Annotated in this window: 17 protein-coding genes; 9 read left to right on the forward strand and 8 right to left on the reverse strand. The window is 69.5% G+C overall.

Annotation, left to right across the window (positions count from 1 at the left end):
• The first annotated feature begins 17 nt into the window (after positions 1-17).
• Both QH470_RS32910 and QH470_RS32915 read left to right on the forward strand, forming a co-directional pair.
• Positions 18-2264, forward strand: coding sequence for a molybdopterin-dependent oxidoreductase (locus tag QH470_RS32910; RefSeq protein ID WP_280276273.1), 2247 nt, complete (start codon positions 18-20; stop codon positions 2262-2264).
• Complete coding sequence (locus tag QH470_RS32915; RefSeq protein ID WP_280276274.1) at positions 2261-2758, forward strand: winged helix-turn-helix transcriptional regulator; 498 nt, start codon at positions 2261-2263, stop codon at positions 2756-2758. Before QH470_RS32910 ends, QH470_RS32915 begins: the two co-directional genes overlap by 4 nt.
• A gap of 4 nt (positions 2759-2762) precedes the next feature.
• Here QH470_RS32915 and QH470_RS32920 read toward each other — a convergent pair whose 3' ends face one another.
• Positions 2763-3203, reverse strand: a complete 441-nt coding sequence (locus tag QH470_RS32920) for a MarR family winged helix-turn-helix transcriptional regulator (RefSeq protein ID WP_280276275.1) — start codon at positions 3201-3203, stop codon at positions 2763-2765.
• A gap of 93 nt (positions 3204-3296) precedes the next feature.
• On the opposite strand from QH470_RS32920, the gene QH470_RS32925 reads away from it, so the two are divergent.
• Complete coding sequence (locus tag QH470_RS32925; protein WP_280276276.1) at positions 3297-4736, forward strand: MFS transporter; 1440 nt, start codon at positions 3297-3299, stop codon at positions 4734-4736.
• 6 nt (positions 4737-4742) lie between these two features.
• Here the strand turns inward: QH470_RS32925 and QH470_RS32930 are convergent, their stop codons facing one another.
• Complete coding sequence (locus QH470_RS32930; protein WP_280276277.1) at positions 4743-5165, reverse strand: tautomerase family protein; 423 nt, start codon at positions 5163-5165, stop codon at positions 4743-4745.
• Between the two features lie 43 nt (positions 5166-5208).
• Positions 5209-5910, reverse strand: coding sequence for an SDR family oxidoreductase (locus QH470_RS32935; protein WP_280276278.1), 702 nt, complete (start codon positions 5908-5910; stop codon positions 5209-5211).
• A gap of 122 nt (positions 5911-6032) precedes the next feature.
• Here QH470_RS32935 and QH470_RS32940 point away from each other — a divergent pair, with 122 nt between their 5' ends.
• Positions 6033-6608 carry a TetR/AcrR family transcriptional regulator gene (locus QH470_RS32940; protein ID WP_280276279.1) on the forward strand — a complete coding sequence of 192 codons (576 nt, stop codon included), beginning with the start codon at positions 6033-6035 and terminating at the stop codon, positions 6606-6608.
• A gap of 7 nt (positions 6609-6615) precedes the next feature.
• Here QH470_RS32940 and QH470_RS32945 read toward each other — a convergent pair whose 3' ends face one another.
• From QH470_RS32945 to QH470_RS32960, 4 genes are all read right to left on the reverse strand, one after another.
• Entirely contained in the window at positions 6616-7149 is a 534-nt protein-coding gene (locus tag QH470_RS32945) for a P-loop NTPase family protein (RefSeq protein ID WP_425302825.1), read from the reverse strand.
• Between the two features lie 18 nt (positions 7150-7167).
• Positions 7168-7662 carry a hypothetical protein gene (locus QH470_RS32950; RefSeq protein ID WP_280276281.1) on the reverse strand — a complete coding sequence of 165 codons (495 nt, stop codon included), beginning with the start codon at positions 7660-7662 and terminating at the stop codon, positions 7168-7170.
• A gap of 179 nt (positions 7663-7841) precedes the next feature.
• Complete coding sequence (locus tag QH470_RS32955; protein WP_280276282.1) at positions 7842-8597, reverse strand: class I SAM-dependent methyltransferase; 756 nt, start codon at positions 8595-8597, stop codon at positions 7842-7844.
• A 111-nt stretch (positions 8598-8708) separates the two neighbouring features.
• Complete coding sequence (locus tag QH470_RS32960) at positions 8709-9134, reverse strand: hypothetical protein (RefSeq protein WP_280276283.1); 426 nt, start codon at positions 9132-9134, stop codon at positions 8709-8711.
• A 153-nt stretch (positions 9135-9287) separates the two neighbouring features.
• Here QH470_RS32960 and QH470_RS32965 point away from each other — a divergent pair, with 153 nt between their 5' ends.
• From QH470_RS32965 to QH470_RS32985, 5 genes are all read left to right on the forward strand, one after another.
• Complete coding sequence (locus QH470_RS32965) at positions 9288-11591, forward strand: FdhF/YdeP family oxidoreductase (RefSeq protein ID WP_280276284.1); 2304 nt, start codon at positions 9288-9290, stop codon at positions 11589-11591.
• Positions 11592-11610: 19 nt separating this feature from the next.
• Positions 11611-12462 (forward strand): formate dehydrogenase accessory sulfurtransferase FdhD, encoded by an 852-nt coding sequence (gene fdhD / locus QH470_RS32970; RefSeq protein ID WP_280276285.1) that lies wholly within the window; start codon positions 11611-11613, stop codon positions 12460-12462.
• Positions 12463-12490: 28 nt separating this feature from the next.
• The gene (locus QH470_RS32975) at positions 12491-12871 is read left to right on the forward strand and encodes a nuclear transport factor 2 family protein (RefSeq protein WP_280276286.1); all 381 of its coding nucleotides are present in this window, start codon (positions 12491-12493) and stop codon (positions 12869-12871) included.
• Positions 12872-12897: 26 nt separating this feature from the next.
• Positions 12898-13464 carry an arginase family protein gene (locus tag QH470_RS32980; RefSeq protein ID WP_280276287.1) on the forward strand — a complete coding sequence of 189 codons (567 nt, stop codon included), beginning with the start codon at positions 12898-12900 and terminating at the stop codon, positions 13462-13464.
• A gap of 96 nt (positions 13465-13560) precedes the next feature.
• Positions 13561-14091, forward strand: a complete 531-nt coding sequence (locus QH470_RS32985; RefSeq protein WP_280276288.1) for a hypothetical protein — start codon at positions 13561-13563, stop codon at positions 14089-14091.
• Between the two features lie 193 nt (positions 14092-14284).
• Here QH470_RS32985 and QH470_RS32990 read toward each other — a convergent pair whose 3' ends face one another.
• Positions 14285-14641, reverse strand: a complete 357-nt coding sequence (locus QH470_RS32990) for a MarR family winged helix-turn-helix transcriptional regulator (protein WP_425302826.1) — start codon at positions 14639-14641, stop codon at positions 14285-14287.
• Positions 14642-14860: the final 219 nt, after the last annotated feature.

Consider the following 14860-nt stretch of genomic DNA (forward strand, 5'->3'; position numbering starts at 1 on the left):
CGGCGTACGCTCCCTCCATGACCGAGTGGCAGCCCACCGCGTGCATCCTCTGCGAGTGCAACTGCGGCATTCAGGTCCTGGTCGGACCCGACGGCCGTTCCTTCGAGAAGATCCGCGGCGACAAGCTGCACCCCGCCTCCGCGGGCTACACCTGCAACAAGGCACTCCAGCTGGACCACTACCAGAACGGCCGCACCGGTCGCCTGACCGCGCCGCTGCGCCGCCGACCGGACGGCACCTTCGAGGAAATCGACTGGGACACCGCGATTTCCGAGATCTCCGAGCGGATGCTCCGGATCGGCGCAGAACACGGCGGCGAGTCCATCTTCTACTACGGTGGCGGCGGCCAGGGCAATCATCTGGGCGGCGGCTACGCCCCGGCGACCATGGCCGCCTACGGCATGCGCTACCGCTCCAGCGCGCTGGCGCAGGAGAAGACCGGCGACTTCTGGGTGGGCGCGCGCATGGCCGGGCACCCGGTGCGCGCGGATGTCGAGCACGCCGAGGTCGCCCTGTTCGTCGGCAAGAATCCGTATCAGTCGCACGGCTTCCCGCGCGCTCGCGCGGTGCTGAAGGAGATCGCCCGCGACCCGGGCCGCTCCATCGTCGTACTCGACCCGGTGCGCACGGAGACCGCCGAGTTGGCCGAGTTCCACCTGCAACTGCGCCCCGGCACCGACGTCTACCTGCTCACCGCGATGGCCGCGATCCTGCTGCGCGACAATCTCATCGCGCACGACTGGCTGGCCGAGCACGCCGACGGCGTCGAGGAGGTGCTCGCCGTGCTGCGCACGGTGCCCATCGAAAAGTACTGTGCCATCGCCGATGTCGACCTCGAACTGGTGACAACCGCGACGCGCCGCATCGCTCGCGCCGAGTCCGTCGCCGCCTTGGAGGACCTCGGTGTCCAGATGAACCGCTACTCGACGGTGGTCAGTTATGTCGAGAAACTGGTGTGGCTGCTCACCGGGAATCTCGGCAAATCCGGGACCCAGTACGCCTTCTCGGGCCTCGTCGCGCTCGGGCACGACCGCGGCCATCCCGCCGACGCCGGGCCGCGCAGCCCCGTGGCCGGCGCGCGGATCGTCAGTGGCCTGGTGCCGTGCAATGTGATCAGCGAGGAGATCCTCACCGATCATCCGGCCCGGTATCGCGCCATGGTGGTGGAGAGCGCCAATCCCGCGCATTCGCTGGCGGATTCGGCGCGGATGCGAGAGGCGCTGGCCGCCCTGGACCTGGTCGTCGTGATCGACATCGCGATGACCGAGACCGCGCGGCTGGCCGACTACATACTCCCGGCGCCGACCCAGTTCGAGAAGTACGAGGCGACGTTCTTCAACTTCGAGTTCCCGCGCAACATCTTCCAGCTACGGCATCCGGTACTGCCGGCACCGCCGAATGTGCTGCCGGAACCGGAGATCCACGCCCGTCTCGTCGAGGCGTCCGGCGCGCTGACCGAGGACGATTACGCCCCGCTGCGAGAAGCGCTCGCCCAGGGCCGCGAGGCGTTCGCCATGGCCTTCCTGGGCATCCTCGCCGACCGGCGCAAGGCCAAACTCGCACCGGTACTGCTGTATCGGACGCTGGGCCCCACCCTCCCCGACGGCGCCGACGCGGCCGCGCTGCTGTGGGCCGCCGCCTACAACTGCGCGCGCAAGAACCCGACGGGCGTCGAGCGCGCCGGATACGGCACCGGCCTGGCGGCCGGGGAGCGCCTGTTCGAGGCGATCCTGACCGGGAAGCACGGCGTGGTCATCACCGACGACACCGTCGAGGAGACCTGGAATCGCCTGCGGGACGGCAAGATTACGCTGAACATCCCCGAACTGCTCGCGGTCGTGGCCGATCTCCCGGAGCCGCGCGCCGAGCAGGACTGGCCGTTCGTCCTGGCCGCCGGTGAACGCCGTGCCTTCACGGCCAACACGATCATGCGCGACCCGAGCTGGCGCAAACGCGACGGTGGCGGCGCGCTGCGCATCAGCACGGCCGACGCGCGGCGACTCGGCCTGTCCGCCGGTGATCTCGTGCGCGTCACCACGCGCCGCGGCAGCACCGAGGTGCCCGTGGAACCCACCGACCGGATGCGCTCCGGTCACCTCGCCCTGCCGAACGGCTTGGGGCTCACCGTATTCGACGCCGACGGCACGGTGCTCACCAGCGGCGCGGCTCCGAACGAGCTGACCGAGTACGACTCTCGCGACGAATGGGTCGGCACACCGTGGCACAAGTACGTCCCCGCCCGGCTCGATACGGTACCCGCATGAAGCGCACGACCTTCGCGAACTGGCCCTGCTCCGTCGCCCGCACCGTCGACCTGATCGGCGACTGGTGGACGCCCCTGGTACTGCGCGAGGCCTATTACGGCACAACGCGTTTCGACGACTTCGAGCGAGTCCTGGGCTTGAGCCGCAACGTCCTCACCCAGCGCCTGACCCGGCTGGTCGAGGAGGACATGCTGGAGCGCGTCCGCTACCAGGAACGCCCGGCCCGCTACGAGTACCGGCTCACCGACAAGGGCCAGGACTTCTTCCCCGTACTGCTGGCCGTGATGCGCTGGGGCGACCGCTGGGTCGCGCCCGAGGCGGGCCCGCCGGTGGTCCTGCACCACGAGAGCTGCGACCACGACACGCACGCCGAGGTGGTCTGTTCCCACTGCCACGAGCCGCTGCGGCACGGCGAGGTGTTCTCGCGACTGGGGCCGGGCTTCCCCGACCGGCACCGCGACAACGCCTTGGCCACAGGACGTTTCACCGCCTGAGCGACTAGTCCGCCTCCGCCTCCAGCTTGGGCACGAGGCGCTCCAGCATGCCTTCGAGCAGCCGCTCCTCCTCCGGCGACAGCTCGGCGAGCGCCTTGTACGCGCGCACCTGTGAGCCGCGAATTTGCTCGGCCAGTTCGCGGCCCGCGTCCGTCGCGGCCAGGTACTTCACCCGGCGATCGGACGGGTTGACCGTGCGCCGGACCAGTCCGCGCGACTCCATCCGGTCGGCGACCCCGGTCAGATTCGACGGGTCGCACGCCAGCCGGCCGGCCAGCACCCGCATGGGGAGTTCGGCCGGTGGCTCGTTGAGCGCCAGCAGCAGCTTCGCCTGCGTCAGCGTCAGCCCGTGGCCCTCCGCCGCGGTGAGGAAGTCGTGCAGGTACGCGGACACGAATCGCGAGATCAGCACCGCGAGCGCACTCTGCGTTGTGCCCGGTGTCATAGCGCCGATCCTACCGCCGCGATTGACAACCACGATCTTTGAACCCTTAGATACTTGAGGACTTCAAACATATTCTGCTTCAAGCTTCTGGAGGTGTCCGTGGCGGAACGCAACGGCTCGCTGCTGACCGGCATCCTGGCCTTCGCGGCGATGATCGTGACGGTGATGCAGACCCAGGCCGTGCCGATCCTCGGCCTGATCGCCACCGACCTCGGCGTCTCGACGACCTCGGTGAGCTGGGTGACCACCGCGACGCTGCTGTCGGCGGCCGTGTGCACGCCACTGCTGGGCCGCGTCGGCGACCTGTACGGCAAGAAGCCCACGCTGCTGGGCGTGCTGGCGGTGGCCGCGGTCGGCTCGGCCGTCTCCGCACTGGCCGGCTCGCTCGGCACGCTGCTGGTCGGACGGACGCTGCAGGGCGTCGCGACGGCGATCTTCCCGCTGGCGCTGGCGATGCTGCGCGAGGCGGTTCCGGCCGCCCGGCTGCACCACGCGATGGCCATCGTGAGCGGCACGCTCGGCTTCGGCGGCGGCCTCGGGCTGGTCGCCACCGGACTGCTGACCAAGGGCGGCGATCCGGATTACCACGTCGTGTTCTGGTTCACCGCCGGGCTGTCGGTGCTCGCGCTGCTCGCGGCCGCGGTCGCGGTGCCGGCCACCGGCGTGCGGCATCCGGGCAGCGTGGACCTGCCCGGCGCGATCACCCTGGGCGGATTCCTGGTCCTACTGCTCCTGCCGATCTCCCAGGGTCACGAGTGGGGCTGGACGTCGGCCGCGACGCTGGGCTGCCTCGCCGCGTCGGCCGCGCTCGCCGTGGCGTGGGTGGTCGTCGAGCGGACGGTGGCGGCGCCGCTGGTGGATCTGCGGATGTTCACCCATCGCCCGGTGCTGTTCACCAACCTGGCCGGCATGTTCGTCGGCTTCGCGATGTTCCTGCTGTTCATGGGCATTTCGTATCTGGCCCAGATGCCAGAGCATCTCACCGGGTACGGCTTCGAGGCCTCGATCCTGCGGGCGTCGGTGGAGTATCTGCTGCCGACCGCGCTGGCCTCGATGGTGGCGGCGCCGGTCGGCGGCATCCTGGTCGGCCGGCTGGGCGGCCGACCGGTGCTCGTGCTCGCCGGACTGGTCGGCGTCGCCGGATTCGCCTGGCTGGCTCTCGCCCACTCCGCCGCCGCGTCGGTGATCGGGGGCGGTGTGGTCGTCGGCGTGGCAATCAGCCTGGCCTACGCCGCCATGCCCGCGCTCATCGCGGGTGCGGTGCCGCAGCATCAGAGCGGCATCGCCAACGGGATCAACTCCATCTCCCGGACGGTCGGCAGTTCGCTGGGCAGCGCCGTCATCACGACCCTGCTGACCGCGAAGCTGCTCCCCCACCTGCCGCTGCCCGCGGAGCGGCAGTTCGGCATCGCCTTCTGGGTGGGCGCGGGCGCTTGTGCCGCAACGGTTCTCGCCGCGCTCGCGGGCCTGCGGCCGGAGCCGCGCGGCGCGACCACCGACCAGCCGGCAGCGGAGGTCGCGACCGTACGGTAGCCGCGCTCAGTAGGGAGCGGGCTTGTTCGTTCGGGCCCAAGCCTTTTCGGCTTCGGTGCCGGGGCCGGGCGGAACGAGCCCCGCGATCATCCAGAGGTCGCGCGGCGACTCGTAGGTGTGGAACTCCCAGTGCAGTCCGCGATCTCGCGTGTAGGGCTCCATGATGGCGTTGAGCCGCGCGGTCGAGCGTTTGCGCAGCTCCGGGTCGTCGAGGTGACGCGCCAGGTGTTCCACGACGATCCGCACCGTGTCGGCCGCGGGCTGTCCGCCGACGTAGAACGCGGACTCCGCGACCTCCTCGAACAGGACGACCACGTAGAACGCGGGCAGTCCGAAGCCGGTGTAGAACTCGGTGATGTCCGCGGCGAAATCCTGTTTGTCCTTGTCCGAGTAGGTGTTCGCGGGATGATAGATATGCCACAGCGGCATCGGAGTGCCCTCTCGTCTTTCCGTAATGCGTTGCGCGACAGTCTCAGCGGGGAATCGGGAGCGTGAGATTCTCGACCGGCCCGGCCAGTGCCGCCTTCACCAGCCGGGTCACCTCGTCCACCAGGACCTCGGTCTCACCGGCCTCGACACCGTCGAAGACCGCCGCGGCCACCTGGCTCGGGTCGATCTTGTCGACCGCGAGCGGCCGGACCATATCGGTATCGGCGAAGCCGAGGTGCACCCCGACCACCTGGGTCCCCTGCGCGGCCAGTTCCAGTCGCAGCGAATTGGTGAGCGACCAGAATGCCGCCTTGGACGCGCCGTACGCCGCCGCGCCCGCACCCCACGACAACACCGAATGGATATCCACCAGCGCACCGCCGCCATGGGCCGCCAGCACCGGCGCGAACGCCTGGGCGACCCGCAGCGGGCCGAAGACGTTGGTCTCGAAAGTGGCTACCACATCGGCCATTTCGGCCGTCAGCAGCGGCGCCGGATGCAGCACGCCCGCATTGTTGACGACGATCTCGACGTCGTGCGCCAGCGCCGCCGCGGCCGTGACGGCGGCCGGATCGGTGACATCCAGCGCGAACGACTCGACCCGTGGATCGTCGGCGGGCTTGGGCGTCCGCGCGGTCGCGTAGACCTTGGCGGCGCCGCGGCGCAGCAGTTCGTCGACGAATGCCTGCCCGAGTCCGCGCTGACCGCCCGTCACCAGCGCGACCGCGCCCTCGATTGTGCTCATGTGTCATCTCTTCCGCGTCGTAGTGGATTTTTAGATTATGCTCATCATCTAACGGGATGCGCAAGACTGGAAGCGCCGATCGCGCGCAGCGGGCGCGCGACGGACCGACGGAAGGGGTAAACGTGCCGAGAACGACTCGGGCACAGGCGGAGTCGCACCGCAGGCAGGTCCTCGACGCGGCCGCGGCGCGGGTACGGGAACGCGGCACGGCCGCGGTGACCGTGCCCGAGGTGATGGCGGCCGCCGGGCTGACACACGGCGGCTTCTACCGGCACTTCGACTCGAAGGAGGATTTGATCGCGCAGGCGTGCACGGCCGCCTACACCGAGAAAATTCGCGAAATGGACGAGATCCGGGGAGACAGCACGGACGGTGCGGCGGCCCGGCGCGCGTTCATCGGCCGGTACCTGTCGGCCGCACACCGCGATGCCGCCGGGCGCGGGTGCGGGATCGCCGCCTTGGCCGGGGATATCGGGCGCGCGGGGTCGGACAGCCCGCTGCGCGCGGCCTATCTCGACGGCATCCGCAACATGCTGGGCAAGCTCGCCGAATACGGCGAACACCCCGCCGACGATCGCGCGGTCCTCGTCGAGTTGTCGGTGATGGCGGGCGCCCTTCTGCTCTCCCGCGCCACCGCCGGTGACGAGCTGTCACAGGAGATCCTCGACGCGGCCAAGGAGTTCCTGCTCGAGCAGTGAACGGCCGCTAGCCGAGCCGGTCGAGGAATGCGGCGGCGGCGTGATGTGAAGGGAGCCGGACGAATTCAACGCCGCGGTCGGCGAGGTCGGCCTGCGCGGCGAGATAGCGCGTGCGATACCGGCCGTGGGACTGCCACGCCCACAGGATCACCGAACGTTGCGGGTCGCGAGAGAACATGTCCCGCCAGCGCTCCCGATTGCCGTTCCACAGTTCGCGGCGGGTAAGTGCGCGGCCCAGCGTCCGCATGACAATCTGCCTCATGACCACCGACCGTGGTAGGTCGAGCCAGATCACCGTATCGGCCCGGCGCCACACCAGATCGCCGAGTTTGCCGTGGTAGTTGCCGTCGACCACCCACGAGTCCCCGGCGATCCGCTGCGCGACCGCGGACCGGAACTCGGGCGGCGACATCGCGGTCCAGTCCGCTTGATGGTGGATGGCGTCCAACTCCACATACGGAATGCCCAGCCGTCGGGAGATCCGCCGCGCCAGCGTGCTCTTGCCCGATCCCGAGTTCCCCACCACCGAAATCCGCCGCATCGTCACCCGGGCATTGTCCTAGTCGGATTCCCGCAAGCCCAAGTCTTTTTCGGCGTGCAGGAGGGCCAGGACGTCGAGGCCCGAGTGCAGCATCTCCTCGACGCCGACATCGTCGGAACGCTGGTGCAGGTAGATCAGTGCCTCGAGCGCCGTTTCGCTGCCCGCCACGCGCAGCGCGTCGGCGCGGCTGACGGGTCCGTCGCCACAGTCCTGGTGGATCACGTACGCGTACAGGACGCGGCGGACGTCCTGCTGCACCTCGGTCGCCTTCAGATACGTGTTGATCTCGGCGGCCGCGGCGGTCCGGGACCCGTCGGACTCCACGACCGTGGCCGTGTAGGTGTAGTTCCGTTCCGATTTGGTCCACCGCGCACCGGTCAGATGCCCGGTCTGGAAACCCACGTCCGCGAGCCGCTCGGCAATCTGTAGCGGATCCTCGGAGCGCAGATAGCCGGGAGCCGGCTCGTCGAGCCCGGCCTGCTGGGGGTACGCCTCGTAGACGACCTTGATCACCAGGCAACCCTAACCGACCCCACCCCCACGAAGCCCCGCCTTCGCCACCCCACCACCAGCCCCTCCATTCCCCCAGAACCGCACCCACTTTCCCGCCCTCCCCCACCCGAATTCCGCTCCCATCCCCCGGCCGAGGACGTAGTGCCCCATGCCGATCGAGGGTCTGAACGCGGAGAAATTCAGAGTTTGCGGGCCTCGATAAGCGTGCGGGAGGAGTGGGCGAGGAAGGAGCCTCGCCGCTCGATGTGGTCGTGAAGGGTGCGGAGACGGTCACGGTAGACCTCGACGGTGAAGCGGGGGACGATCCAGATCACCTTGCGGAGGAAGTAGACGATCGCACCGATGTCGTAGAACTCCATCCGCAGCCGCTCATGTCGCTGGTCCACGATCTCGAGCCCCGCCGCCCGGGCCGCCGCGGCCTCGTCGTCGGGGTGGCGCTCGCGCCGGGCCGCGGGTTGCGGGCCGAGGAAATACTCGACCAGTTCGAATACGCTGGCCGGGCCGACGTGCTGGGCGAAATAGGTGCCGCCGGGCCGCAGCACCCGGGCGATCTCGTGCCATTGGACGGTCGCCGGATGTCGGCTCGTCACCAGATCGAACGCCGCGTCGGCGAACGGCAGCGGGGGCTCGTCCGCATCGGCGACCACCACCGCGCCCCGGGGGTGCAGCAGCGCCGTGGCCTTGGCGATGTTCGGCGGCCACGATTCGGTGGCGACCATCGTCGGCGGAAACGCCGCGGCCTCGGCGAGAACTTCACCGCCGCCGGTCTGGATGTCCAGTGCGGCCGTCGCGGTCGCGAGCCGCGCGCTCATCGAGCGCTGATAGCCCCAGGACGGTCGCTGTTCGGTAGCCCGCCCGTCCAGCCAGGAGAAGTCCCAACCCGCCACCGGCGCCGACTCCGCTTCCGCCAGCAACGCTTCGAATGTCCGCTCCATGGCCGGGCATTCTGCCGACAACTCGGCTCGGCTTCGAATGATTTCTTCACCACCGGTGTGGCGCCGTGCGGGAAGCAAGGCAGTGCCGTCGAGCACCTGAGCTGGCGGGTGTCAGCCGCCGAAGACGCCGCAGCCGAAGCCGAGGGGGACGCCTTGGCCGACTCGCAGGCCCAGGGGGGCGGGTGGGAGTTCGGCGGGTTGGCCGTCCTGGACCGCGGTCAGGGTGTGCGGGCCTTGGGTGGCGGGGACCCAGCCGGTCAGCGCGTAGGCGCCGGCGGGGCGGACCCGGGCGACCGGAACTCCGTTGTCGTAGAAGGTAACCGGAGCGGCGGGGTCGTCCACGAACGCCTGCAGGGTGTAGCGGCAGCCGGTGCCGTAGTTCGTCGCCACGCCGACGCTCAGATCGGGTGTGGCGCCGAGCCTGGTCACCGACGCGTCGGCGGGCTGGGCCACGAGCAGCCCGAGCGCCGCGGCGGCGACCGCTCCCGCGGCCACCGTGCTCGCCCGCCCGACCGTAATCCTCGAAATGCTGTGCATAGTTCCTCGTCGTTCTCCGGTCCTCGGTGCGCGGTCCCCGGCACCATACCGCGTAAGCTCGACCACCTGGGACGGTTTGTGTCGCCACTGGTCCCCGCCGGTCACACCCGGTTCGATCGACGGATCCGTCGTAGGCAGGAGGACGAGACAGTCATGCATCGCAAGGCGCCGACACAGGACATCGACGAAGCCGAACTCACCGTCACCCCGCCCAAGCGCGAGGCGGCCGGACTGACCGCCGTGGCTGTCGCGCTGGATCGCGGCGTCGAGGAGATGGGCCTGATTCGCACCGGCCGTACCCTCGCCCGGCTCAACCAGCGCGACGGCTTCGACTGCCCCAGTTGCGCGTGGCCCGACCCCACCGGCCCCCGCCGGGTCGCCGAATTCTGCGAGAACGGCGCCAAGGCCGTCGCGGAAGAGGCCACGCTGCGCACGGTGACACCGGAGTTCTTCGCCGAGCACTCGATCGCCGAGCTGGCGACCAAGTCCGGCTATTGGCTCGGTCAGCAGGGCCGCATCACCGAACCCATGGTGCTGCGCCCGGGCGACACGCACTACTCCCCCATCGCGTGGGAGGAGGCGTACCGCCTCATCGCCGACACGCTCCGCGCATTGGACAGCCCGAACGAGGCACTGTTCTACACCTCCGGCCGCACCGCCAACGAGACCGCGTTCCTCTACCAATTGCTGGCCCGCTCGTTCGGCACCAACAACCTGCCCGACTGCTCGAACATGTGCCACGAGTCCTCCGGCGCGGCGCTGACCAGCTCGATCGGCATCGGCAAGGGTTCGGTATCGATCGACGACTTCCCGAAGGCGGACCTGATCCTCATCGCCGGGCAGAACCCGGGCACCAACCACCCCCGCATGCTCAGCTCACTGCAGCACGCGAAGAAGCATGGCGCGCGGATCATCGCGGTCAACCCGCTGCCCGAGGCCGGCCTCCTCGGTTTCCGCGACCCGCAGACCGTGAAGGGCTACACCACCGGATTGCGCATCGCCGACGATTTCCTGCAGATCCGGCTCGGCGGCGATATGGCGCTGTTCCAGGGCCTGGGCAAGCTGCTGCTGGAGGCGGAGGACCGCGCTCCCGGCGCCGTGGTCGACCGTGCCTTCGTGGAAAGCCACACCGCCGGTTACGAGGCATACGAAAAGCATTTGCGCGCAGTGGATCTCGACGTGGTCGAGGAGGCCACCGGCCTGACCCGCGCCGAACTGGAGCACACCGCGGCGCTGCTGGCGGAGTCGAAGGCCACGATCATGTGCTGGGCGATGGGCCTGACCCAGCAGCGCTACGGCGTGCCCACCATCGAGGAGGCCACCAACCTGCTGCTGTTGCGCGGCATGATCGGCAAGCCGGGCGCGGGCGTCTGCCCGGTGCGCGGACACTCCAACGTGCAGGGCGACCGCACCATGGGCATCTGGGAGCAGATGCCCGAAACCTTCCTGGCCGCACTGGATTCCGAGTTCGGTATCCGTTCCCCGCGCGAACACGGCTGGGACACCGTCGATTCCATTCGCGCGATGCGGGACGGCCGGGCGAAGGTGTTCGTCGCCATGGGCGGCAACTTCGTCTCCGCCACCCCCGACACCGAGATCACCGAGGCCGCGCTGCGCAGCTGCGAGCTGACCGTGCACGTCTCGACCAAGCTCAACCGCAGCCACGTGGTGCACGGCCGGACCGCGCTCATCCTGCCCACGCTCGGCCGCACCGATGAGGATCTGTCCCCCGACGGCGCCAAACAGCGTGTCTCGGTGGAGGATTCGATGTCGATGGTGCATCTGTCGACCGGGCGGCTGCGGCCGGTCAGCTCGCAGTTGCGCAGTGAGGTCGCGATCGTGTGCGAACTCGCGCGCGAGCTGTTCGGTCCCGGCCATCCCGTGCCGTGGGACGAGTTCCGGCGCGACTACGACCGCGTCCGCGACGCGATCGCCCGGGTCGTCCCCGGCTGCGCCGACTACAACGCAAAGGTGCGGCAGCGCAACGGCTTCCAGTTGCCGCACCCGCCGCGCGACGCCCGCGAGTTCCGCACCGCCACCGGCAAGGCCAATTTCGCGGTCAACGAGCTGCGCTGGCTGCCGGTGCCGGAGGGCCGACTGATCCTGCAGACCCTGCGCAGTCACGACCAGTACAACACCACCATCTACGGTCTCGACGACCGCTACCGCGGCATCCACCACGGCCGGAAGGTGGTGCTGGTCAATCCCGGCGACATCACCGCGCTCGGCTTCGCCGACGGCGACCTGGTGGATCTGGTCACGGAATGGACCGACGGCATCGAGCGCCGCGTGACGGGATTCCGGCTGGTGGGCTACTCGACGCCGCGCGGCAATGCCGCCGCCTACTACCCCGAGACGAATCCGCTGGTCCCCTTGGACCACGTGGCGGAGCGATCGAACACACCGGTCTCCAAGGCGGTGACCGTCCGCCTGGAACGTCATTCACACACCCGATGAGGGACATCGAGGCCACGCAGTGAGCAGAGTTACCGCACGACGGAAGACACTTCGACTCACGCCCGACGGGCAGATCCGGCGGCCGGACACCCTGGCCGTCGAGGAACCCCTCGAACTGCGCGTCGACGGGCGTTCCCTCACCGTCACCATGCGCACACCCGGCAGCGATATCGATCTCGCGCACGGATTTCTGTTGAGCGAGAACATCATCGGCTCCCGCGACGATATCGTCTCAGCCCGCTACTGCGCGGGCACCGACGAGAGCGGGCAGAACACCTACAACGTGCTGGACATCCAGTTGCATACGCCCACACCGGTTCCCGCCCGCAGTTTCCTCACCACCAGCGCCTGCGGCCTCTGCGGCAAGACCGCGCTGGACGAGGTCCGCACCCGTACCCGATTCCCCCTGCCCGCCGCGGGTCCGCTGCTCGACACGGACATCCTCGCCGGGCTCCCCGGCGAATTGCGCTCGCGCCAGTCGGTTTTCGACGCCACCGGCGGCCTGCACGCGGCGGGCCTGTTCACCACCGACGGCCACGCGCTCGCCGTGCGCGAGGACGTCGGCCGACACAACGCCGTGGACAAGGTGATCGGCTGGGCGTTGCGCGAAAACCGCGTGCCCGCCCACGATCTCGTCCTGATCGTCAGCGGCCGCGCCTCCTTCGAATTGGTCCAGAAGGCCGTGATGGCCGGGATCCCCGTACTCGGCGCCGTATCCGCACCCAGTTCGCTGGCCGTCGACCTGGCCGACGAGTCCGGGCTCACCCTCGCCGGGTTCCTGCGCGGCGACACCATGAACGTCTACACCGGGGCACACCGGCTGCGCCTACCGGACACCGCGGCCGCGAACGGTGCTACGCTGCGCCACTAGAACACGTTTCAATTCAGTGGGAGTTTGCATGGCAGCGCAGCAGATCCGCGCGGCGGTCGAACGGTACGTGCAGCTGGTGGCCACCGGCCCGACCGCGGACATCCTGGCCCTCTACGCCCCCGACGCGGTCGTGGAGGACCCCATCGGCAGCGAGCCGCGCCGCGGGCACGCCGCCATCGGCGAACTCTACGACGCCCTCGCACAGGTCCAGCGCAAGACCGAACTGGACGCCGTCCGCGTCAACGGCCGGCACGCCGCGGTCTCCTTCACACTGATCACCGAGGCGGGCGGCACACGCATGACGCTCTCCCCGATCGACGTGATGGAGTTCGACGACGAGGGCCGCATCACGAGCATGCGCGCCTACTGGGGGCCCGACGACGCGAAGATCGACCCGATCGAGAGCTGAGGCCCCCGGTTGCGAAGCGGTCGCCGGTGTGTCTCCATGGAGCAACTTCGTCAGTCGATGAAGGACGATTCACCTCCGGCGGCCTGACGAGTCGCCGGCTCCGAGGAGCCGCGCTCAACATCCCGCTCCCGCCGGGCAGCGGCGACGCGGCCTACCTGCATGCCGTCGATCGGGTCGTGGCGCCGGCGCTACGCGCCTTCCGGCCGGAACTCGTGCTCGTCGCGTCGGGTTTCGACGCGAGCATCCTCGACCCGCTGGCTCGCCAGATGGTTACCAGCAGCGGCTTCCAGCAGCTCACCCGCGCACTGCTGCACCTCGCTGCCCAGCTCTGCGACGGGCGGATCGCCTTCGTTCAGGAGGGCGGCTACAGCCCGCACTATGTGCCGTTCTGCGGGGTGGCCGTACTCCGGGAACTGCTCGGTAAGGAATTCGTCGCCGATCCCTACACACCGATCGTCAGCGCCCAGGGCGGCGATGTCCTGCTCGACCACGAGGCGGCCGCGATCGAGGCCGCCGTGCCGTTGCTGGATGTCCTGAAGGAGCGTGGCGCGCACCATTCCGGCGGCTCTCGCGAGTTGACCCCGGCGCCCTGACGCGCCGGACCGTTCGCCCACCCCCTTGTCCACACCGAATGTCCGGTTTACGGTGGGCAGCATCCGATGTGGCGGGGCGGCGAACGGGAGGATCCCATGCGGATCTCGGTCCAGCGTGCGGGCGACAACTTGCGGGTGCGGATGCGGCTGGACGTCAACCGGCGGCGGTGGCTGATCACGACCATCGGGCTGTGGCTCCTGGCATTGGCGGGTGCGATCACCGGCCTGTGGGCGGTCGTGGCGCCGGCGACGTGGTTCCGCGCCTATCCCGGCCTCGGCCTGAACTGGGTCGCCGCCGATGGTCCGTTCAACCAGCACCTGTCCGCGGACGTGGGCGCGTTCTTCCTGGCGCTGGCGGCCGTCTCCGCCGCGGCGCTGTACTACGGCGACAGCCTGCTCGCCCGCGCCGCAGGACTCGGCTGGCTGGTCTTCGGGGTGCCGCACCTGATCTATCACCTCGCGCACAAACCGGCCGAGATGTCCACGGGCAACTACGTTTTCAGCCTGATCGCGGCCCTGCTGCTGCCGGTGGCCGGCGCCGTCGTGCTGATCGCCGCGCCGCGCGAGCGCGTCCAACTGCGTGACCCGGCGCCCCTCACCATTCGCCTGCCCGGCCGTAAGCGCTGACCCGCGCGTGAATTTCGGGCCGGCCGATGAACTTTCCGGCCCCGCCCCGTCGTAACAAGTGGAGCCGCTCAGGCGATCCGGAACATACGGGATAAAGGTTCAACGGCGAACCACGGGGGATCAATGGCGATCCCCGGCAGCGGGCGCGACCGGTACACCGGTCGTCACCGATTCCGCACCGAGATCAACTGCGTCACTCCGACGTGACGTCTCCGCCGACGAGGTCGTCGCGCGGCAGGTCGGCGAGGGTGGCGAGGGCGCTGAGAAAACCGCGCCGGTCGGCCGTCGACAGCCGGCTCAGTAGCCGCTCCTCCATGGCTTGGATGTCGGCTTGCGCGGCACGCGCCAGGGTGCGTCCGCGCGCGGTCACCGCGAGCAGCTTGGCCCGCCGGTCCGCCGGGTCCGGCCGGCGTTCGATCAGGCCGCGCTCCTGCAGGTCGTCGAGGATCGGGATGATGCGAGTCTTGTCCGCGCCGATCTCCTCCGCCAGCACCCCCTGACCGCGAGCCGGGCCACGCCCCAGGGCCAGTAGCACCGAGTACGCCCACATGGTCAACCCGTGCGAGTCCAGAATCGGGGGCGCGCGCCCCCCGCCGCGCCGGCCCCCCCGCGCCGGCCGAGACGCCCCCAACCCGCCCACCCTCCGGCGGTGCCGCCTGCTGCGTTCGCGATGGCTTCATCACCCGGCTTCCCGTGATATTTCCAATCATCCCAGTTGACGTATGCGTTGACGGCAGCGCCGAGTGGAATTCCAGCGAGTGCCCTGCTG

The organism is Nocardia wallacei, from assembly GCF_029868745.1.
Lineage (GTDB): Bacteria > Actinomycetota > Actinomycetes > Mycobacteriales > Mycobacteriaceae > Nocardia > Nocardia wallacei_B.